This is a genomic window from Serratia sp. CY56464 (assembly GCF_052168435.1).
Taxonomy (GTDB): Bacteria; Pseudomonadota; Gammaproteobacteria; order Enterobacterales; family Enterobacteriaceae; genus Serratia; species Serratia marcescens.
Genome location: NZ_JBJNMV010000001.1, coordinates 1612733 through 1631600 on the forward strand (window position 1 = coordinate 1612733; position 18868 = coordinate 1631600).

The following is an 18868-nucleotide window of genomic DNA, read 5'->3' on the forward strand; positions in this document are numbered from 1 at the left end:
CTCAGCGTGCGCTGCCGGTTTTGACCGCCAGCAGCGCATCCGCCAGCCGCCGCTTGTCGGCGGCGCTGAGATTCACCTGATCCACCGACGCCATAAACGCCGCCCGATCCGCCTCGCCGAGCGGGCCGGCACGCAGCCGCTCCGCCAGGCGTTGCAATATCTGGCTGCTCAGTTGCGCGATCTGCGGGCGCACCTGCGCCAACGGCCGCGGCTGCCAGCCGGGCTCCGGGCTCGCCAGCCAGTCGGCGCGATAGCGGTACTGAATCGCCTTGGCGGCGTCCATCTGCGCGGCGATAAAAGGCCGCACCGACGCCGGCTCCAGCCCCAAATGCCCCGCCTCCGCCTGCGCGCTGGCCAACACCTTCGCCTCCTGCGCCAGGTCTTCGATCGGTAAATGCTGCTGCGCCTTGTAACCGGCAACGTCTTTCATCAACGACAGCCGTTGGTTCACCAGCTCGCCGATGGCGGCGGCGCCGTCTGCCAACGCCGGAAAACTGGTCAAACAGCAGGCTATCAATAACGCCCTGAACATGGCGCCTCCCTTATGATGCAGTGAAAATGTCAGGCCCAAAGTTCACCACGTCCGCCCCGCGCTGGCAAATAAAAAGGCCCCGCCGCAGCGAGGCCCGATAACGCTCGACAAACGTTAGTCGAAAACGCCATTGATCACGGAGGCCACAATCGCGGTGCTGAGTGCGACCAGCACCAGGTCGTCGCCGGCGATACGCCACTCATAACCCGGGTACTGCGGCAACTCACGCAGCATCGAGTAAGGCACCACTTTTTTGGCGATACCCGGCGGCAGCGGTTTACCGCGCGCCAGATTTTTGGCGATGCCCGGTGGCAGCGAGCTGTAGCCGGTCAGGCCATAGTTGTGCGCCAGCGAACGGGCGCGGTCGCGCGAGAGGCTGACGGAGACCAGATTATCGTCGTTCCTATAGCCGCCTTTATCTTTATTGCCTTTGTTGCCGTGATTACCGTTGTTGCCATGGTTACCGTGATTGCCGCTGTTACCATGGCCGTTCCCGTTCCCGTTGCCGTTACCATTGCCGCCTTTGTCGGCCAAGGCCGGGGCGGATGACAACCCCAGCGATGCAATCAGCGCCAACACCGTGAGAGTCGTACGACGTTTGTTCATGTTGTGTATTCCTGCGTGGGTGACTCTGTTGACTATAGCCAGCCTTTTCCAGACAAAGTATAAGGAAAACTCCGAGATAACGGTGCGCTTTTACGGCATTCGCTTTCAAACCTTGTCTCAACGCAAAATGCCTCGAAAATGCCGATGCTTGTCTCAGATTTTTCTTGAAGAAAAATAAGCCTTACGCTAGCGTGGGAAGGTAACAAAAAAGAGTTAGCGTGCTCTTTTTCGTCGCACCTCAAATCTTATTCTTATCATCCATAATGATAATAGCGAACATTTCCCGCCTCTCCGTGCGGGATTCTTTTTCACACCGCTGTCGCCCCAATCTGGTGCTTTATGTTGAGATTTGGTTGCCGATAATTTACATTCGCTGTCTGAGAAACCTCAACCTCCCGCGGTGGCCAGGCTGGCAACGGGTGGGCGTTCAGGAGCAAAAGACGTGCAAATGACCCTCATGGAATACATCACTCGGCACTTTAATGGCGATCTTCATCGGTACGCGCAGTCGGAAGGCGTCAGCCGTGAACAAATCATTAGTTGGATAAATAATGAATGTCACGTGATCAAAGGCAGACTGTTTATGCCGGTGAAGCATCTCCCGGTTGAACAAGCCCAGTGATGACGAAAAAAAACCCCGCCAGGCGGGGTTTTCTGTTTCTGATAGCACGGAAAATCAGAAGTTATAGCCGACCACAAGGTAATAACCCCAACCGGTAGACTTGATCGGGCCCTGCGGGGTGCCGATATCCGCGCCATCCTGCCACTGACCGCCGTTGTGGAAATAACGCGCCACGAAAGAATAGTGCCAGTGATCGTAGTTCAGCGCCAAAATATGGCTGGAGGCGATCGAGTTGCTGGTGCGCACCTGTTTGCCGGTGCCGTCAACCCAATGGCTGTCCTTGCCCAGATCGGAACCGAAGTCGAAGTTGGTGAAGCCGATGTAGCTCAGGTTGCCGCCCCACACCTGGGTCAGCGGCACGAAGTATTTCACCTTAAAGCGGTAACCGTCCCAGCTGTTCTCGTTGGCGGCCTGGTAGTTTTCCCACTGGTATTTGGCATAGATGTTCATCGACAGGCTCATCGGCAGACCGGTGTCGATATCGGTGCCCAGACCCATGTACCAGGTGTTTTGACGGCCATCGGCGTTGTGGCCCAGATCATAGATGTAGTTGTTGGCGAAGTACCACTCTTTGAACGGACCGAAGCTCAGATCGGTGCCGGTGAGTTTGTCGATGGAGAAACGCGGTTCAATCTCCATAAACATCGGGGAGCCTTTGTCCCAGATGCCGCGATCCGGGGTATTGCCCACGCCGAAGAATTTCGGCACGTCAACGTAACCGTAGAAATCGAACCAGTCTTTCTTGGCGAAGGCTTCGTATTCGAGATACACGTCGTTATTCAGCTGCGGCCCGAAGCGGGTGTGGTAGCTGCCCACCACGTTGACGCTCTGGTGCCACCAGTCGGAGACATATTGACTGTCTTTGCTATCAGCCATTGATGATGCACTGTAAGACGCTGCGAGCAGTACACCTGCTGCGAGAGCTATTTTTTTCATTTTATTACCACATGCTTAAAGGGCCATTTCCTGCCCGTTTAGAAAAGATGACAATGAGTCTGCCGACACCTGGCGTTGTCTTCACACAGAAACTCGGATGACGCGCGCATTATAGAAACCACTGACTGTAAGAATCTGTGATCCAGTTACGCATTTCGCGAATAGGTAATCGATTGCGTTCACATTTGTCAAATTATGTTTCATGCAAATTCACATTCGCTGTGATTTTTGTCATGCAAAGCATTTTTCAGCCGAAAATTGCAGCAAATGTAACCCGCTGGTAGACGGCGGGGAAACCCGCTGAAAGTCATAAAAGATGGGCCGCGGCGATTAACGCCACAGCCCGCAGAATAGTGAACGCAAAAAACACCCTCAGGCGCCAGCGCGCGACAAACTCCCAGGGAGGGAAAGATCGACTAATCCAGCAAACCGCTCAAGACGCGGCGCAAAAAAGGTTGTTTCTTGCGCGTAATCGGATTGCCGTCATATTTTTTCTGAGATTGCTTATTGAAACCGCCGAATAACTGCACATTCCGGTACCGTTCCAGGGTATAACCGGCCTGCAGCGCTTCGCGATAGTATTGTTCGAACAGCTCGCGCAGATCATCGCGATAATGGCTGCGGATCTTGCCATCAAACCAATGCTTGCGGCTTTCAGCCCGCAGTCTGGGAAGCGAATAACGGTGGGAAAATTGGCTGCTCATATCCGAGTAATGCAACGCCTTCAATGCTTCCAACGGCAAATCGTCACCATCCAGATTGCTGTATTCCGGTTTCAACGGCTCGACGAACTCGGGATGTTCTTCAAAGAACCGCTGCATTTTTTTATGCCCCAATGGATCACGGCGCAACTCATCCAGCGGCGGCAAGAATCGCGCCGCTGCCTCGCAATCCCACAGCATTTCCCCCAAGCGCAGATCGTTGCCGGAACCCGCGGCCAAAATGGCAGTGCCCTCCTTCATCGGATGATGCCAAATCTCTGCGATATCACAGAGATACAGCACGTCCGCATCGGAGTAAAATGCCCGACCCTGGAAGTTACAGAAAGCGGGAATGCCCCAGCGAAATGCAGAGAACGGCGTTGCCCAACGCTCGGTGGTCCAACCTTCGCCGCCACTTTGAGAATACCAGGGACTGGCAGGGTCTCGCGACAAACGCATCCACTCAATTTGAACAGGTATTGAAGCATGCTTACGCAAGCTGTACTCCAAAACCATCATCTGTTCCAAATCGCAATCATTTGGATCACACCCGATAAAAACTCGCGCAACATCCGCAGGTGGAGTCATAAAATATATCCCTATAACACGCTATATAACCCGCATATGTTACCAATAATTTCAAAGGTCTCCTAATGGCAAATAAAACGCTTTCTCATCTTCAAAAAGCGCAGCCAGTGGAAACAATAAATTGATTTCTTTAATTTATTCAGCGTAATCGCGCCATAATCGCTGCGCGTCAGTTCACCGCCGGCACCGCCTTGGCGATGTTTTCCTGGCGGAACGCCACCTCTTCGCCGTTTTTCACCTCCCAACTGGCGACCGGAATATCGGTTTTGGGCGCCGCCGCGACGACCGAGCCGTAAATCAGCTTATCGTCGCGGCGCAAAATATAAACGTCGAGCTGATATTCATGTCGCAAATTCGCCGTGGTCAGGCGAACGGTATCGCCGCGCTCATAGTGATGCACGTCGATTTCAGGCTGTTGAATAAATTGAATGTCGCTTCTCATCGTCGTCGTTCCTTCAGGCAACATGGCTAGTTAAATTCTAGTTCAACATTGCGACGACAGCGGATAATTTCCGTTAATTTCCGCGAGTTGCCCGCCAACAGATCAGCGAGCCGAGTGTGACCATCGCTACGCCCTGCCAGAAACTGGCGGTCAGCGAGGTGTGCAGCACCAGCGCGGCGAACACCGCCGAGAGCACCGGGGTAAAATAGGAGACGGTCGCCAGCAGCGTCATGTTGCCGTGCAGAATGCCGACGTTCCAGGCGGCATACCCCGCCCCCATCGCCACCCCGGCGCACAGCAGCGTCACGGTCACGCCGACGCTGAACTGCATGCCGCTTTCCGCGCTGAAGGCGTACTTCAGCCACAGCGCCAGCGCGGTCAGCACGATAAACAGCACCACGCCGTTGCTGCCCCGGGCAATCTTCTTGGTCAGGTTGCAATACAGCGCCCAAATCACCGCGCCGCTGAAGGCCAGCGCGTAGCTGAGCGGGTTGCTGCGCACGTTGGCCAGCATCTGCGCCGGTGACCAGCCGCCCTCGCCGCTCATGATCCAGCCGATGCCGAACAGCGACAGCAGCAGCCCCGGCAGCAGCCACCATTTCGCCTTTTGGCCGTTGATCGCCAGCGCCATCAGCACGGTGAAACAGGGCCACAGGTAGTTGATCATGCCCACTTCTATCGCCTGCAGGCGGGTATTGGCGTAGCCGAGCGACAGCGACAGACAGATCTCGTAACTGACGAACAGCAGGCTGCCGACGATGAGATAAGGCCGCGGAAAGCTGCGCCATTTCGGCACGCCGAGCGCCACCAGCAAAAACACCGCGCTGACGCTGTAGATCATCGCCGCACCGCCGATCGGCCCCAGCCCTTCGCTGACGCTGCGAATCAGGCCGACCACGCTGCTCCACAGCACAATGGCCAATAAACCGAACAACGTGGCGCGGGTACGCGAGGGCAAAGCGGGCATAAGGCAGATCCAATAGGTTATTTTTTATCAGGTTTTTCACTCTACTGCCGCACGTGCCAAAAAGAAAGGCGGGAAACTCCCGCCTGTAAATTTATTGCTGCGGTTGCCGCTCCAGCTGCGGCGGCGGCTGGCGAAAGCGTCGGGTCAGCCAGGCCAAATAGCCGAAGCCCAGCGTCGCCCAGATAAGCCCCATGGTCAGCGAGCTTTTCTCCAGGTTCAGCCACAGCACCCCCACCGTCAGCGCCCCCACCAACGGCAGGAACAGGAAGTTGAAGCGATCCTTCCAGCTTTTGTTGCGCCCTTCGCGAATAAAGAAGTGGCTGATCACCGACAGGTTAACGAAGGTAAAGGCCACCAGCGCGCCGAAGTTGATCAGCGCCGTGGCGGTCACCAGATCGAATGACAGCGCCGACAACGCCACCAGCCCGACCATCAGTACGTTCAGCGCCGGCGTACGCCATTTGGGGTGGATATAGCCGAAGAATTTCTCCGGGAACACGTTGTCACGCCCCATCACGTACAGCAGGCGCGACACGCTGGCGTGCGACGCCAGGCCGGAGGCCAACGTATTGATAAAGGTCACGCACAGGAAGATCGACTGGAACAGCTTGCCGCCGACGTACAGCGCGATCTCCGGCAACGCGGCGTCGGGCTGGTGAAAGCGTTGAATGGTCGGGAAAAACAGCTGGATAAAGAACGACACGCTGATAAAGATCACCCCGCCGTACAGCGCAGTCAGGAAGATGGCGCGCGGGATCACCTTGGCGGCGTCGGGCGTCTCCTCGCACAGCGTGGTGACCGCGTCAAAACCGAGGAACGAGAAGCACAGGATGGTCGCGCCGGTAATGATCGGCAGCAGGTGCGCATTCTCGCTGAGGAACGGCCGCAGGCTCCACACCGTGCCCATCCCCTCGCCGTTGTGCAGGCCGCGCACCACCAGGTAGATAAATACCAGAATGATCGCCACCTGCGCCAGCACGAACAGGGTATTGAAGTTGGCCACCAGATTGACGCTTTTCAGGTTGATGGCGGTGATCAGGATCACGAAGCCCACCACCCACACCCAGGGCGGCACTTCCGGAAACAGCGCGGTCAGGTAAATCTTCGCCAGCAGCGTATTGATCATCGGCAGGAACAGATAATCCAGCAGCGACGACCACCCCACCAGAAAACCGACGTGCGGGTTAATCGCCTTCTGCGCATAGGTGTAGGCGGAACCGGCGGTGGGAAACTGGCGCACCAGTTTGCCGTAGCTGATGGCGGTGAACAACACGCCGGCCAGCGCCAGCAGATAGGAGGTCGGCACATGGCCGTCGGTAAGGCCGGAGACGATGCCGAAGGTGTCGAACACCGTCATCGGCGTCAGATAGGCCAGGCCCATCATCACCACCTGCCACAGCTTGAGGGATTTGCGCAGTTGCGGTTTGCCCGCCGGACCGCCGTCGATGGTTTTAATCGTCATGGCGTTTCCCCTTTTGGTCCTCTGCTGTCAACCGTGCAACGTCATTCAGAGAGGCCGCGGGGAAACTGCTGCTCAGGCGGCGGAAAAAGCGGGTTGGGGTCACTGTCGGGCGGCCGGCGACCGGCCCGTAGGCACTGCGGCACAGGCAAACGTCTGCGCATGGGAATGGCTGAGTCATGGTTATTTCCTCGTCGGCGTCCTGTACGCCGTGATAGAAGAAATGCTGTACCGCAGCGCGCAGCCTCACGGGCTACAGGAGAGCCGATGAAATGCGCCGGGCGCGCGCGGTAGTCGTTGGGTGAGCGGGATCAGGCGTTTTTCAGCATCCACTCGATTTCGGTTTCGGTGATCAGGCGCTCGAACTGCACCAGTTCGTCGGTTTTGCAGGCCAGGTAGACATGGCTGAAGCGTTCGCCCAGCAACGCATTGAGCACCGGCTGATGTTCAAACTCGTACAGCGCGTCGCTCTGGCGGATCGGGAACGGCAGCCCGTCCTGCTCCAGCCCGTTGCCGGTCACCGGCTCAGGCAGCGGCAATGCGGTTTCCAGGCCGTAGACGATGCCCGCCAGAATGGTCGCCATCACCAGATAAGGGTTGGCGTCGGCGCCCGCCACGCGATACTCCACGCGGTGATTGTCGCGATCGCCGCAGGGAATGCGCAGCGCCACGGTGCGGTTGTTATGCCCCCAGGAAGCCTGGGTCGGCACATACATGCCGGGCTGGAAACGGCGATAGGCGTTGACGTTCGGCGCCAGCAGCGCCATCGAGGACGGCATCAGGGCGATCATGCCCGCCAGCGCCTGTTTCAGCAGCGCCGAATCCTCGCCGTCGTCGTCGGCGAACACATTGTCGCCTTGCGCATTCAGCATGCTGATGTGCACGTGCATGCCGCTGCCGGCGTGCTCTTCATACGGCTTGGCCATAAAGGTGGCCTGCATGTTGTGGTTCTCGGCCACCATGCGCACCAGCCGTTTCAGCGCCAGCGCATGGTCGCAGGCCTGCAGCACATCATCGGTATGGTGCAGGTTGACTTCGAACTGCCCCGGCGACGCCTCCGCCACCGCGCCGTCCGCCGGAATGCCCTGCAAACGCGCCAGCTCGTCGATTTCGCTCAGCACATCGGCGAAATGGTTCAGGTTATCAACGGAGTACACCTGGCTTTGGGTGTTGCGCTCCTGGGTTCCCGGCGCGCACGGCGGCTGCAGATAACCTTCCGCGTCGCGTTGACGATCGATGAGATAGAACTCCAACTCTACCGCTACCACGGGGGAAAGCCCGCGCTGACGCAAACGCTGCCATACTCGGTTCAGCACATTGCGCGGTTCAACGTCAAAGGGAGTGCCATCTTCATCCAGCATGGTGAGCAGCACCTGCGCGATATATTGCGGGTCCGCCGCCGACGGCGTCAGCGTGCCCGGCACCGGCACGCACACGTGATCCGGCTCGCCCAACTCCTGCCCCAGCCCGGCCTCTTCCACCACGTTGCCGAGAATATCCATCGCAAATACCGACGCCGGGAAGTAACAACCCTTCTCCAGTTTGTTCAGGCCGCCGACCGGGATGCGTTTGCCGCGGAAGCTGCCGTTCAGATCGGTCAACAGTACGTCGACATGTTGGGTTAACGGATAACGTTCCAAATACTTCTTCACTTCGCGCTGGAACGCGCTACTTCGTCTCTCTTCACTGTGCTGAACAAAGTTTTCCACTTCTACGATGTTGGTCTGCATGGTTCACCCGCCGTTTGTGTTTTGCTGTCGTCGATGTTTATTGACCGTCTTGTTCAATATAATGCCCACAAATGAAACGTAGATGAAACAAATTTGTTTTGCAAGTGTTACTTTTGGTTTGAATATTGCCCAATCGACTGCTAGATTTATAGAATATTGAACGAAATCGGCGGTGGAGAAGCTTATCGTTCATAATTTCGAACGTACCAAGGGGATAGCATGGACAATATATTTAACAGACCAGTCATTGGCGTCGTCATGTGCAGGTATAGGTTAAACGGGCACCTCACACAGACCTTGCAAGAAAAGTACCTGAATGCCGTTATCACCGCCGGCGGCTTGCCGATCGCCCTGCCGCACGCGCTGGCGGAGCCGGAAATGCTGGCGGAACTGCTGCCGCGCCTCGACGGCATTTTGCTGCCGGGCAGCCCCAGTAATGTGCAGCCGCACCTTTATGGTGAAAACGGCGATGAGCCTGACGCCGATCCTGGCCGAGACGCGTTGAGCCTGGCGCTGATCCGCCAGGCATTCGACAGGCGCATTCCCCTTTTCGCCATTTGCCGCGGCATGCAGGAAATGGTGGTCGCCACTCAAGGCACCCTGCATCGCCGCCTGTATGAACTGCCCGAGCTGCTGGAGCATCGTGAAGATCACGACCTGCCGCTGGAACAGCAATACGCCCCCGCCCACGAGGTCATCGTTCAGGAAGGGGGGCTGCTTTCGCAACTGATACCGGATTGCAACAGATTCTGGGTGAACTCGCTGCACGGCCAGGGCGCCAAAACCCTGGGCGCGAGCGTTCGCATCGAGGCGCACGCCGCTGACGGGCTGGTGGAGGCGATCAGCGTGCGCGATCAGCCCTTCGCGCTCGGCGTGCAGTGGCACCCGGAGTGGAACAGCGACGAGTACGCCCTGTCGCGCCTGTTGTTTGATGGTTTCATCACCGCCTGTCGGAACTATCAAAAGGAAAAACGCCCATGAGCGACGTCAGCTTGGCACCGGGAAAACGTCTGTCGCAGATCCGTCAACAATTAGGGTTGTCGCAGCGCCGGGTCGCCGAACTGTCTGGGTTAACCCACAGCGCCATCAGTACTATCGAGCAAGACAAGGTCAGCCCGGCCATCAGCACGCTGCAAAAGCTGCTGACGGTGTACGGTCTGTCGCTGTCGGCGTTTTTCGCCGAGCCGGAAAAACCGGCTGAGCCGCAGATCGTGATAGACAGCGACGACCTGATCGAAATCGGCAGCCAGGGCGTTTCGATGAAGCTGATCCACAACGGCGACCCGAACCGCACGCTGGCGATGATGATCGAGACCTACGAACCGGGCACCACCACCGGCGAGCGCATCAAACACCAAGGGGAAGAGATCGGCACGCTGCTGGAGGGTGAAGTGGTGCTGCAGGTCAACGGCCAGAGCTATCACCTGCTGGCCGGGCAGAGCTACGCCATCAATACCGGCATCCCCCACAGTTTCAGCAACACGTCGGCGCGCATTTGCCGGATTATCAGCGCCCATACGCCGACGACATTCTGATCAACGGAGCCAGGCATGAACTTTCACCATTTGCAGTATTGGCAACAACGGGCGCAGGCCCTGAAGATTGAGCACCAGCTGTTTATCGACGGCCGCTACCAGCCGGCCGCCGCGGGGAAACGTTTCGCCGTGGAAGATCCCGCCGGCCGCCGCGAGCTGGCGCAGGTCGCGCGCGGCGAAGCCGCCGACATCGATCGGGCGGTCAGCGCGGCGCGCGCCGCCTTTGAACGCGGCGACTGGGCCCAGGCCGCCCCGGCGCAGCGCAAAACCACGCTGCTGCGCTTCGCCGATCTGATGGAACAGCATCATGAAGAGCTGGCGCTGCTGGAAACGCTGGACACCGGCAAACCCATTCGTCACAGCCTGCGCGACGACGTGCCGGGCGCCATCCGCTGCATCCGCTGGTACGCCGAAGCGATCGATAAGGTGTACGGCGAAATCGCCCCCACCGGTCGCGAGGCGCTGGCGCTGATCGAGCGCGAGCCGATCGGCGTAGTCGGCGCCATCGTGCCCTGGAACTTCCCGCTGCTGCTGGCCTGCTGGAAACTCGGCCCGGCGCTGGCCGCCGGCAACAGCGTGGTGCTTAAACCCTCCGAAAAATCGCCGCTGAGCGCCATCCTGCTCGGCAAATTGGCTCAGCAGGCCGGACTGCCGGACGGCGTGCTGAACGTGGTGCCCGGCTATGGCCACGACGCCGGCAAGGCGCTGGCGCTGCACCGCGACGTCGACGCCCTCACCTTTACCGGCTCCACCCTGGTGGCGAAACAGCTGATGATTTACGCCGGCGAATCGAACATGAAGCGCGTCTGGCTGGAGGCCGGCGGCAAAAGCGCCAACATCGTCTTCGCCGACTGCCCGGATCTGGATCAGGCCGCCCGCAGCGCCGCCGCCGGCATCTTCTATAATCAGGGGCAGGTATGCATCGCCGGCACTCGCCTGCTGGTCGAAGCGAGCATTGAGCAAGCGTTCCTGCAGGCGCTGCGCAAACACGCGGCGACCTTCATGCCCGGCGATCCGCTCGATCCCGGCACGGTGATGGGCACGCTGATCGACAGCGGCCACTGCGAGAAAGTGGCCGGCTATATCGATCGGGGGCTGAGCCAGGGCGCCGCGCTGTTCCTCGACGGGCGCGACCATCCGCAGGGCGACCACGCCGGCTATCTGGGGCCGACCATCCTCACCCAGGTGGACAATGCCATGAGCGTGGCGCGCGATGAAATCTTCGGCCCGGTGTTGGCGGTGACCGCCTTCGACGACGAGCAACAGGCTCTGCAGCTGGCCAACGACAGCGACTACGGCCTCGGCGCCGCGGTCTGGACCCGCGATCTGGCGCGCGCGCACCGCATGGCGCGCCAACTGAAGGCCGGCACGGTGTTCGTCAACAACTACAACGACGGCGACATGACCGTGCCGTTCGGCGGCTACAAGCAGAGCGGCAACGGCCGCGACAAATCGCTGCATGCGCTGGACAAGTTCACCGAATTGAAAACCACCTGGATCTCGCTGGAATAAGGGCTTATCTCATGACTGAACACGTAAAAAGCTACTATGCGGCCACGGCCAACGCACATCAGCCCTATCCGCAACTGAATGAATCGATCGAATGCGACGTCTGCGTGATCGGCGGCGGCTATACCGGCCTCTCCTCCGCGCTGTTCCTGGTGGAAGCCGGTTACGACGTGGTGGTGCTGGAAGCGGCGCGCATCGGTTTCGGCGCCAGCGGCCGCAACGGCGGCCAGTTGGTCAACTCTTACAGCCGCGACATCGATGTGATTGAAGAGCGTTACGGCGCGGAAAGCGCCCGCCTGCTCGGCAGCATGATGTTCGAAGGCGCGGAGATCATTCGCAGCCGCATCAGCCGCTACGCCATCGACTGCGACTACCGCCCCGGCGGCATCTTCGCCGCCCTGAACAACAAGCAGTTCCATGCGCTGATCGAGCAAAAACGCAACTGGGAGCGCTACGGCAATACCCAGCTTGAGCTGCTCGACGCAGACCGGGTGCGCCAGGAGATCGCCAGCGATCGTTACGTCGGCGCGCTGCTCGATCACAGCGGCGGCCACATCCATCCGCTCAATCTGGCGCTGGGCGAAGCCGAGGCGATCCGCCTGCAGGGCGGGCGCATCTTCGAGCAATCGGCGGTGACGAACATCCGCCACGGCGAACCGGCGCTCATCAGCACCGCCAACGGCCAGGTGAAGGCGCGTTTCGTCATCGTCGCCGGCAACGCCTATCTGGGCGATAAGCTGGAGCCGCGGCTGGCCAAGCGCAGCATGCCGTGCGGCACTCAGGTGGTGACCACTGAACCGCTGGCGCCAGAGATCGCGCAGGCGCTGATCCCGCAGAACTACTGCGTGGAGGACTGCAACTACCTGCTGGATTACTACCGCATCACCGCCGATCATCGCCTGCTGTACGGCGGCGGCGTGGTGTACGGCGCGCGCGATCCGGACGACATCGATAACCTGATCCGGCCGAAGCTGCTGAAGACCTTCCCGCAGCTGAAAGGGGTGCGTATCGACTATCGCTGGACCGGCAACTTCCTGCTGACGCTGTCGCGCATGCCGCAGTTCGGCCGGCTGGAGAATAACGTGTACTACATGCAGGGCTACAGCGGCCACGGCGTGACCTGCACCCATCTGGCGGGCAAGCTGATCGCCGAGCTGATGCGCGGCGACGCCGAACGCTTCGACGCCTTCGCTAAGCTGCCGCACCTGCCGTTCTTCGGCGGACGCAATCTGCAGATCCCGTTCACCGCCATCGGCGCGGCCTACTACACGCTGCGCGACCGCATCGGCGTCTAAAAACAACAGGCCCGGTCATCCTGGCCGGGCCTGTGCGTTAACGCTTAGACGATCTTCGGTTGGCCGTCCGAGGCGGTCGCCCCGCCATCGACCGGAATGTTGGCGCCATTGATAAAGCTGGCGTCGTCGCTGGCCAGGAACGCCATCACCGCCGCCACCTCTTCCGGCTCTGCCGCACGCCCCAGCGCGATGCGCTCATTGAACTTGTCGCGGATCTCCTGCGGCCAGCCGTTGGTCATGTTGGTTTTGACCAGGCTCGGGCAGACCGAGTTGATGCGCACGCCGTCACCGCCGTGATCGAGCGCCATAGCGCGCGTCAGGTTGACCACCGCGCCTTTCGCCGCGCAGTAATAGGCCGCGCCCCAGTCGCCGCCCAGGCCGGACACCGACGCGGTATTAACGATGCAGCCCTTGGTCTTCAGCAGGTGCGGCAAGGCGAATTTGGAGCAGAACACCACGCCGTCAATATCAACCCCGGCGATGCGACGCCAGTCGTCGATGCTGGTTTCCAGCACGCTGCCCGCCACATGCACGCCGGCATTGTTCAGCAAGACGTCGATGCGGCCCAGTTTTTCCGCCACCTCGTTCATCATTTTTTCAACCGCGACGTGATCGGACACATCGATATGCACCGCCATCGCTCGGCCCTTCGGCAGCGAAGCGGCGACCTTGTCTACCGCTTCCTTGGCCCAGTCGGCCAGCACCACGATCGCGCCCTCGGCTGAGAAACGCCGCGCCGCCGCTTCCCCCATGCCATTGCCTGCACCGGTGATAACCACGACTTTATTGTCAAAACGCATGAGACCTCCTCCATGTGAACGTATTTATATAAGTCATACAAATCTCATTACCCCGAGGATAAGGCGCCCCTCCGCGGAGAGCCAGTCAAAACGTGCGGTTTATTAACCCAAATGAGGTATGGCAGTGATTTCAATGCGCTGGATTAACCTTTATCGGATTTTGGCCAACATATTGATGGAGAAAATAAAATTGCGGTCAGTCACTATTTTTCGGGCGGATTGTCAGCAAGCGGGATTATTGCAGGTATGCGGTTATCTTCACCCAGAGAAAAGCGATGCGAATGGAAAACGGCAGCCGCCCGCAGGCGGCCGCGACTATTTTTTCTCGATGGGGACAACCAGCAGATCGACCTTCAGTTCGTTGATCGCCTGGCGCGCCGAAGAAACCAGCCGGCTCCAGACATCGTGGTGGTGGCCGAAGATCACCAGGTCGAACCCTTTTTCCTTCGCCACCCGGTTCAACTCTTCCGTCAACGCGCCGCGGCTGACGATCACCTCTTCGACCGGATAGGACGACTGCCCTTTGATCGCATTGAGCATATTCTTCACCCGCTCCGAAAATGTGCGATCGGTGTAGTTGTAATCTCCCACGCCCAGATCGACGTAATAACCGGCTCGATGAATGTCGATATAGATCAGGGAAAGTTTGGCATTGAGCGCGGCGGCCAGTCTGGCGCCCTTGCCCAGCAGGAACTCGGCGTCTTCGCTGAGATCCGTGGCGACAACGATATGCCGATAAGCCATGATGGCGGCCCTCCTCGTCAGATCCGTAAACAGGATGGCGCTCCTTGCCGCATGTTTCTCATGCACCTTAAGTTTAGCCCAGCGCCGGCCCCCTCGCCTGCTGCAGTGTCGTTCCATTTATGGAACGATGTATCCCGACTTCAGGCTCTACCGGATTTCTCTCTCGGCTCTACACTGTATGCAAGTGCTGAGTTTCAGCCTTATCAATCAAAGAAGATACCTACTGACCTCACGACGAGAAAAGGAAAACACCATGAGCACTCCAGCCAACTTCAACGGCCAGCGTCCTGTTATTGATGCTAATGACGCAGTCATGCTCCTGATTGACCACCAGAGCGGCCTGTTCCAGACCGTCGCCGATATGCCGATGACCGAACTGCGCGCCCGCGCCGCCGCCCTGGCCAGCATCGCCACCCTCAGCAAACTGCCGGTGATCACCACCGCCTCGGTGCCGCAGGGCCCCAACGGCCCGCTGATCCCGGAAATTCACCAGAATGCGCCGCACGCGCAATACGTCGCCCGTAAAGGGGAAATCAACGCCTGGGACAACCCGGACTTTGTGGCGGCGGTCAAGGCCACCGGCCGCAAGACCCTGATCATCGCCGGCACCATCACCAGCGTCTGCATGGCCTTCCCGTCCATCAGCGCAGTGGCCGAAGGCTATAAAGTTTTCGCGGTGATCGACGCCTCCGGCACCTACTCAAAAATGGCGCAGGAAATCACCCTGGCGCGCGTGGTGCAGGCCGGCGTGGTGCCGATCGACACCGCCGGCGTGGCCTCGGAGCTGCAGGGCAGCTGGAACCGCGCCGACGCTCAGCAATGGGCCGAGGTTTACACCAAAATCTTCCCAGCCTATCAGTTGCTGATCGAGAGCTACCTCAAGGCGCAGGACGTGGTGAAAAACAACGAACTGCTGGACTCGCAGCGTTAAGATCGCGGGCATAAAAAACCCCGGCCAAGGCCGGGGCTATTAATCGTGTGCCGGTGACTTTCCCGGCTGTCATGTTATGGCGTAAGCGTCCATCCCACACTCCAACATTACGCAGCCTAAGCGCGACTTTTTCACAACAGAAAAATAGACTGAAACGCGGCGTTATTAATTCTGCGGCAATCTGCTTTTCTGTTGCCAATAATCATTAATTATTGGAACGTCATCGAGGAATCGAACCCCAGTCCGCCAACGAATAATTTCGCTGCCGCTCTTCCTGCTGAGCTAATGACGTATCGAGAAAGACTCCGGGCGAACCCGGAGTTTATTCAGGCTGAGGATTTCATTGCTTAACTGCTCCGGCTTAAACCATCATCGCTGTCGTAAGAAATTGCACCTCGGCCGAAAATTATAACGCGACCACGTTGCCGGCAGAAGGCCCCTTCATGCCATTTTCGATAGTGAACTCAACCTGTTGGCCTTCGCCCAGCGTTTTGAAATCGTTGCTCTGGATAGCGGAGAAGTGTACAAACACGTCTTTGCCACCGTCTGCCGGGGTGATAAAGCCAAAGCCTTTACCTGCATCAAACCATTTTACCAAACCCGTCATTTTATTGGTCATAGAGATATTTCCTTTATATTTTTGCGACGCCATAGGGCGATAGAGGTCTGTTTTTATTGGAAACTTATGGGGCACTAAAGAAGAGAATTCGCGGAAGAAGAGGTATCTGAGGGATATCGCTAATACTGAGAACTGCTTTACTAAAACTGCTTTCATAAGGTCTGAACTACAAACCGATGACGCTATTTACACACAGCTAAATTATTTAAGCAAGATATATTTTAAATTATATTCATATGGCTCATAAATTTATTACCGCAAAGGACCGCCTGCATCTGCCGCCAGCTCAGGGTTATCTGCGCGGCGTTCGGGGTGAAAAATAACGAACGATTGGACTCGCCGCGCCGGGGCCGATCATGAACGCGCAAACAGCCGCCGATTCCGCGTTCTGCTCTTCCCTTCACGCGAAACCACTCCCTGCTATAACACTGAAGAAAACCGCTTAATCGTCATGAAAGAGAAACAAAATCTTAATAAATCAATCTGTTCTCGACACTGGTGCATTATCGTTGTTAGGATAATTATTTTACTTTACAGGAAATGACCTCAAGGATGGCTATGATGGGCAAAAGAACACTGACGCTAGCTGCACTGACGCTCAGTTTGGCAGGCTGCCAGCCGGCACCACCAAGCTATGTGGAAAACGCGAATGCCTTGATTGCCAAACAAATCAGCGCAATTAGCCCGCAAACGGCGCAGTGCAAATTTGCCCAAGACGGGCACTATTGGATTTCGGCTTGCTCATTGGGTAACGCGCGCGACACGCCGGTGTTCGCCCTGTTCGAACAGGAAGGCGTCATGCAGGCCAACGACAATCTGGCGATCGCCGTCGTGCCGCTCAACGAGCAGGCTCGCCACCTCTCACAGGATCCCCGCTTCACGATCCCGGTAATGCAACGCCGTATTCCCGTGGACGCAGAGAAAGCCTCCAATCGCTTATTTGCCCAACCGTCGCGTTAGCCATTCTATTAGCCGATGATTGCGATCCCCAGCCGCTCCAGCAGCTGCGCGGCCTGGTGGCTGTCCATTTTGACGCCCTGCAGATCGGTGGTACGCAAATCCAACTCGCCCAGTTCCGCGTTGCTCAAATCACACTGGGTGACATCGGCGGCACGCCAGTCGAAACCGGAGAATTCGCCGCCGGACAGATCGGAACCGCTGAAACTGGCGCCGAGCACCTGCGCGCCGTGCCAGCGGTTTTCCCACAGCTCGCATTTCTCCAGCACCACCTTGGCGAAGTTGGCATAGCTCAGGTTGCTTTTGGTGATATAGGCGCTGCAAAACCAGGTGCGGCTGGTGATCATGTTCATAAAGCTGGTGCCGCGAAAATCGGCACCCTGCGCGCGGCATTCGCGGATCTCCACCCCCAGCGCGCTGGCATGGCGGAAGTCGGCCATCGACAAATCGCAGCTTCTGAAGCTGGCGTCTTTCAGTATCGCGCGGCTGAAATTGCCGCCCTGTCGGCTGTCGCGATCGTAAAACTGGCAGCCGATAAACTCGGTACCGGTCAGATCGGCGCCCGAAAAATCGCACAGCATAAAGCTGCCGTTTTCAATCTTCTCGCCGGTAAAGCGGTTACGGTCAATCTTTTCACCCTTCAACATCAGACTCATCGCAGCACACCTGTTTATTTATACAGTCAGTGCGCATTTAATCCTATTCCGGCGCGGTTGGCAATCGCCGTCGATCAGCGGCCATCCGCCGCGGCCGGTTTGAACGCCACCTTGACGATACTGAACGTCTTGGCACTTTCCGCCTGAGCGACGTCGGCAAACAGCCGGGGGTAACGGGAGTTAACGACCCACACCTCGCCATCCCGCAGCGCGGCGCCGGTCGGCCCATCCAATCCCGGCGGCGCGGCGACCGCGGCGATACGCGCGCTGGCCCAGCCGTCGGCCGAGGAGAGCAGTGACACGTCGCCGGACATGCTCCCCTTTTCATCCGGAAAAGACTGTACGATCACCAATTCATGGGCGTTTTTGAGCCGCAGCCCGTCCGGCCCTTTCAGCCGCTGCGGCAGCCTGATTTCACTGACCGCCGGCGCGTTCTCCAACGTCACCTTCCACAGCAGCCCGCGGGTGTAGTCCGCGGCAATCAGGTAGCCATCCGGGTGATACACCACGCCATTGAGATAAGGCCGCGTGCCCTGCGCAGCGGCGGGTGCGTCGGCCGGCATCAAGCGCGCTGAGCGCACCAAAATCGACGCCTGGCGCGTTGTCTGGTCGATCTTGTAAATCTGCGGCTGGAAGCTGTCGGTCACGTAGATATTGCCCTGCGCGTCGAGCGTCAGATCGTTGCGCAGCGTCGGCCCATGGCTTAGCGATGAAAGATCGTACGTCTGCTGCAGCGCGCCGGTATCGAGATTGAACTCCAGCACCTGCGCCACGCGATTGCGCGTGCCAGCGGCAGAGTTGCGGGACACGCCCACGTCTTCGTTGCACACCAGCACCCGGTTGCGCTCGGCGTCCACCAGCATGCCGGAGGTGGTGATAAGCCCCTTGCCGGTGGAAAACCGCCGATAGCGGCCATCCGGGTAGACCAGGCCAAGCTGCCCGCCGCGCAGAGAGGAAATCAGGAACGCACCGGCGCGTGCATTCCAGGCGATGCCCTCAGGGTAGGCGCCGGCGGGGTCCGGCGAAAACTCGATGCGTTGCGTGGCCTGCGCCTGCATAACGCCGCTGAACAACAGCGCTGCGCCGGCCAACTGGGTGACGCGTCGGCGGCGCGGCAATAAGAAAGAAAAGAAGCTGAAGCGGAACATGAGCATGACCCTGATGAGGACTCGGATCGCTAGAGTAGGATCGCGCCGCTCACGGCACCAGCCGGGAAAAAGGCAATGCGCCACTAAAAAA

The 18868-nt window shown here is 58.5% G+C and carries 20 protein-coding genes and 1 pseudogene; 7 read left to right on the forward strand and 14 right to left on the reverse strand.

Features of this window, described 5'->3' with window-relative positions; all coding sequences use genetic code 11:
- Position 1 precedes the first annotated feature (1 nt).
- Positions 2-532, reverse strand: a complete 531-nt coding sequence (locus ACJ8KE_RS07785) for a chorismate mutase (protein ID WP_028128276.1) — start codon at positions 530-532, stop codon at positions 2-4.
- 114 nt (positions 533-646) lie between these two features.
- Positions 647-1138, reverse strand: coding sequence for an anti-virulence regulator CigR family protein (locus ACJ8KE_RS07790; RefSeq protein ID WP_079451327.1), 492 nt, complete (start codon positions 1136-1138; stop codon positions 647-649).
- A 442-nt stretch (positions 1139-1580) separates the two neighbouring features.
- Here ACJ8KE_RS07790 and ACJ8KE_RS07795 point away from each other — a divergent pair, with 442 nt between their 5' ends.
- Entirely contained in the window at positions 1581-1760 is a 180-nt protein-coding gene (locus ACJ8KE_RS07795; protein WP_025160261.1) for a hypothetical protein, read from the forward strand.
- Positions 1761-1814: 54 nt separating this feature from the next.
- Here ACJ8KE_RS07795 and ACJ8KE_RS07800 read toward each other — a convergent pair whose 3' ends face one another.
- The 6 genes from ACJ8KE_RS07800 to ACJ8KE_RS07825 all read right to left on the reverse strand — a co-directional run bounded on the left by ACJ8KE_RS07800 (position 1815) and on the right by ACJ8KE_RS07825 (position 8583).
- Positions 1815-2696 carry a nucleoside-specific channel-forming protein Tsx gene (locus ACJ8KE_RS07800; protein ID WP_028128054.1) on the reverse strand — a complete coding sequence of 294 codons (882 nt, stop codon included), beginning with the start codon at positions 2694-2696 and terminating at the stop codon, positions 1815-1817.
- 416 nt (positions 2697-3112) lie between these two features.
- Positions 3113-3985, reverse strand: coding sequence for a glycosyl transferase (locus ACJ8KE_RS07805; protein WP_028128053.1), 873 nt, complete (start codon positions 3983-3985; stop codon positions 3113-3115).
- Positions 3986-4154: 169 nt separating this feature from the next.
- Positions 4155-4427, reverse strand: coding sequence for a hypothetical protein (locus tag ACJ8KE_RS07810; RefSeq protein ID WP_004941292.1), 273 nt, complete (start codon positions 4425-4427; stop codon positions 4155-4157).
- Positions 4428-4500: 73 nt separating this feature from the next.
- On the reverse strand, positions 4501-5394 hold the full coding sequence (gene yddG / locus ACJ8KE_RS07815) for an aromatic amino acid DMT transporter YddG (RefSeq protein ID WP_016928038.1): 894 nt from the start codon (positions 5392-5394) through the stop codon (positions 4501-4503).
- Between the two features lie 91 nt (positions 5395-5485).
- Complete coding sequence (locus ACJ8KE_RS07820; RefSeq protein ID WP_016928039.1) at positions 5486-6856, reverse strand: APC family permease; 1371 nt, start codon at positions 6854-6856, stop codon at positions 5486-5488.
- 308 nt (positions 6857-7164) lie between these two features.
- Entirely contained in the window at positions 7165-8583 is a 1419-nt protein-coding gene (locus tag ACJ8KE_RS07825; RefSeq protein ID WP_015377637.1) for a glutamine synthetase family protein, read from the reverse strand.
- A 219-nt stretch (positions 8584-8802) separates the two neighbouring features.
- On the opposite strand from ACJ8KE_RS07825, the gene puuD reads away from it, so the two are divergent.
- Genes puuD through ACJ8KE_RS07845 form a run of 4 tightly spaced genes read left to right on the forward strand, consistent with a single transcriptional unit; the run spans position 8803 to position 12922 of the window.
- Positions 8803-9564: a gamma-glutamyl-gamma-aminobutyrate hydrolase gene (puuD, locus tag ACJ8KE_RS07830; protein WP_025302552.1), complete on the forward strand. Its 762-nt coding sequence runs from the start codon at positions 8803-8805 to the stop codon at positions 9562-9564.
- Positions 9561-10118 (forward strand): HTH-type transcriptional regulator PuuR, encoded by a 558-nt coding sequence (gene puuR / locus ACJ8KE_RS07835; RefSeq protein WP_016928041.1) that lies wholly within the window; start codon positions 9561-9563, stop codon positions 10116-10118. The genes puuD and puuR overlap by 4 nt, the downstream gene beginning before the upstream one ends.
- 15 nt (positions 10119-10133) lie before the next feature.
- The gene (puuC, locus tag ACJ8KE_RS07840) at positions 10134-11630 is read left to right on the forward strand and encodes an aldehyde dehydrogenase PuuC (RefSeq protein ID WP_442517200.1); all 1497 of its coding nucleotides are present in this window, start codon (positions 10134-10136) and stop codon (positions 11628-11630) included.
- An 11-nt stretch (positions 11631-11641) separates the two neighbouring features.
- On the forward strand, positions 11642-12922 hold the full coding sequence (locus tag ACJ8KE_RS07845; RefSeq protein WP_016928043.1) for an NAD(P)/FAD-dependent oxidoreductase: 1281 nt from the start codon (positions 11642-11644) through the stop codon (positions 12920-12922).
- Positions 12923-12966: 44 nt separating this feature from the next.
- On the opposite strand, the gene ACJ8KE_RS07850 is transcribed toward ACJ8KE_RS07845, so the two are convergent.
- Both ACJ8KE_RS07850 and ACJ8KE_RS07855 read right to left on the reverse strand, forming a co-directional pair.
- Positions 12967-13722 carry an SDR family NAD(P)-dependent oxidoreductase gene (locus ACJ8KE_RS07850; RefSeq protein WP_016928044.1) on the reverse strand — a complete coding sequence of 252 codons (756 nt, stop codon included), beginning with the start codon at positions 13720-13722 and terminating at the stop codon, positions 12967-12969.
- A 315-nt stretch (positions 13723-14037) separates the two neighbouring features.
- On the reverse strand, positions 14038-14466 hold the full coding sequence (locus ACJ8KE_RS07855) for a universal stress protein (RefSeq protein WP_016928045.1): 429 nt from the start codon (positions 14464-14466) through the stop codon (positions 14038-14040).
- Between the two features lie 253 nt (positions 14467-14719).
- Here ACJ8KE_RS07855 and ACJ8KE_RS07860 point away from each other — a divergent pair, with 253 nt between their 5' ends.
- Positions 14720-15397: an isochorismatase family protein gene (locus tag ACJ8KE_RS07860; RefSeq protein ID WP_016928046.1), complete on the forward strand. Its 678-nt coding sequence runs from the start codon at positions 14720-14722 to the stop codon at positions 15395-15397.
- Positions 15398-15610: 213 nt separating this feature from the next.
- Here the strand turns inward: ACJ8KE_RS07860 and ACJ8KE_RS07865 are convergent.
- Both ACJ8KE_RS07865 and cspE read right to left on the reverse strand, forming a co-directional pair.
- A pseudogene (locus ACJ8KE_RS07865) lies at positions 15611-15689 on the reverse strand.
- A gap of 114 nt (positions 15690-15803) precedes the next feature.
- A complete protein-coding gene (cspE, locus tag ACJ8KE_RS07870) occupies positions 15804-16016 on the reverse strand; it encodes a transcription antiterminator/RNA stability regulator CspE (protein WP_442517201.1) in 213 nt (70 codons plus the stop codon).
- 558 nt (positions 16017-16574) lie between these two features.
- Here cspE and ACJ8KE_RS07875 point away from each other — a divergent pair.
- Entirely contained in the window at positions 16575-16976 is a 402-nt protein-coding gene (locus tag ACJ8KE_RS07875) for a hypothetical protein (protein ID WP_033641431.1), read from the forward strand.
- An 8-nt stretch (positions 16977-16984) separates the two neighbouring features.
- On the opposite strand, the gene ACJ8KE_RS07880 is transcribed toward ACJ8KE_RS07875, so the two are convergent.
- Both ACJ8KE_RS07880 and ACJ8KE_RS07885 read right to left on the reverse strand, forming a co-directional pair.
- Entirely contained in the window at positions 16985-17629 is a 645-nt protein-coding gene (locus ACJ8KE_RS07880; protein ID WP_442517202.1) for a Qnr family pentapeptide repeat protein, read from the reverse strand.
- Positions 17630-17703: 74 nt separating this feature from the next.
- Positions 17704-18777 (reverse strand): SMP-30/gluconolactonase/LRE family protein, encoded by a 1074-nt coding sequence (locus ACJ8KE_RS07885; RefSeq protein WP_442517203.1) that lies wholly within the window; start codon positions 18775-18777, stop codon positions 17704-17706.
- Positions 18778-18868: the final 91 nt, after the last annotated feature.

Excerpts from the sequence above, each read along its gene's own strand:
- ACJ8KE_RS07785 (WP_028128276.1), bottom strand. The coding sequence starts at position 532 with ATGTTCAGGGCGTTATTGATAGCCTGCTGTTTGACCAGTTTTCCGGCG.
- ACJ8KE_RS07790 (WP_079451327.1), bottom strand. The coding sequence starts at position 1,138 with ATGAACAAACGTCGTACGACTCTCACGGTGTTGGCGCTGATTGCATCG.
- ACJ8KE_RS07800 (WP_028128054.1), bottom strand. The coding sequence starts at position 2,696 with ATGAAAAAAATAGCTCTCGCAGCAGGTGTACTGCTCGCAGCGTCTTAC.
- ACJ8KE_RS07805 (WP_028128053.1), bottom strand. The coding sequence starts at position 3,985 with ATGACTCCACCTGCGGATGTTGCGCGAGTTTTTATCGGGTGTGATCCA.
- ACJ8KE_RS07810 (WP_004941292.1), bottom strand. The coding sequence starts at position 4,427 with ATGAGAAGCGACATTCAATTTATTCAACAGCCTGAAATCGACGTGCAT.
- yddG (WP_016928038.1), bottom strand. The coding sequence starts at position 5,394 with ATGCCCGCTTTGCCCTCGCGTACCCGCGCCACGTTGTTCGGTTTATTG.
- ACJ8KE_RS07820 (WP_016928039.1), bottom strand. The coding sequence starts at position 6,856 with ATGACGATTAAAACCATCGACGGCGGTCCGGCGGGCAAACCGCAACTG.
- ACJ8KE_RS07825 (WP_015377637.1), bottom strand. The coding sequence starts at position 8,583 with ATGCAGACCAACATCGTAGAAGTGGAAAACTTTGTTCAGCACAGTGAA.
- puuD (WP_025302552.1), top strand. The coding sequence starts at position 8,803 with ATGGACAATATATTTAACAGACCAGTCATTGGCGTCGTCATGTGCAGG.
- puuR (WP_016928041.1), top strand. The coding sequence starts at position 9,561 with ATGAGCGACGTCAGCTTGGCACCGGGAAAACGTCTGTCGCAGATCCGT.
- puuC (WP_442517200.1), top strand. The coding sequence starts at position 10,134 with ATGAACTTTCACCATTTGCAGTATTGGCAACAACGGGCGCAGGCCCTG.
- ACJ8KE_RS07845 (WP_016928043.1), top strand. The coding sequence starts at position 11,642 with ATGACTGAACACGTAAAAAGCTACTATGCGGCCACGGCCAACGCACAT.
- ACJ8KE_RS07850 (WP_016928044.1), bottom strand. The coding sequence starts at position 13,722 with ATGCGTTTTGACAATAAAGTCGTGGTTATCACCGGTGCAGGCAATGGC.
- ACJ8KE_RS07855 (WP_016928045.1), bottom strand. The coding sequence starts at position 14,466 with ATGGCTTATCGGCATATCGTTGTCGCCACGGATCTCAGCGAAGACGCC.
- ACJ8KE_RS07860 (WP_016928046.1), top strand. The coding sequence starts at position 14,720 with ATGAGCACTCCAGCCAACTTCAACGGCCAGCGTCCTGTTATTGATGCT.
- cspE (WP_442517201.1), bottom strand. The coding sequence starts at position 16,016 with ATGACCAATAAAATGACGGGTTTGGTAAAATGGTTTGATGCAGGTAAA.
- ACJ8KE_RS07875 (WP_033641431.1), top strand. The coding sequence starts at position 16,575 with ATGATGGGCAAAAGAACACTGACGCTAGCTGCACTGACGCTCAGTTTG.
- ACJ8KE_RS07880 (WP_442517202.1), bottom strand. The coding sequence starts at position 17,629 with ATGAGTCTGATGTTGAAGGGTGAAAAGATTGACCGTAACCGCTTTACC.
- ACJ8KE_RS07885 (WP_442517203.1), bottom strand. The coding sequence starts at position 18,777 with ATGTTCCGCTTCAGCTTCTTTTCTTTCTTATTGCCGCGCCGCCGACGC.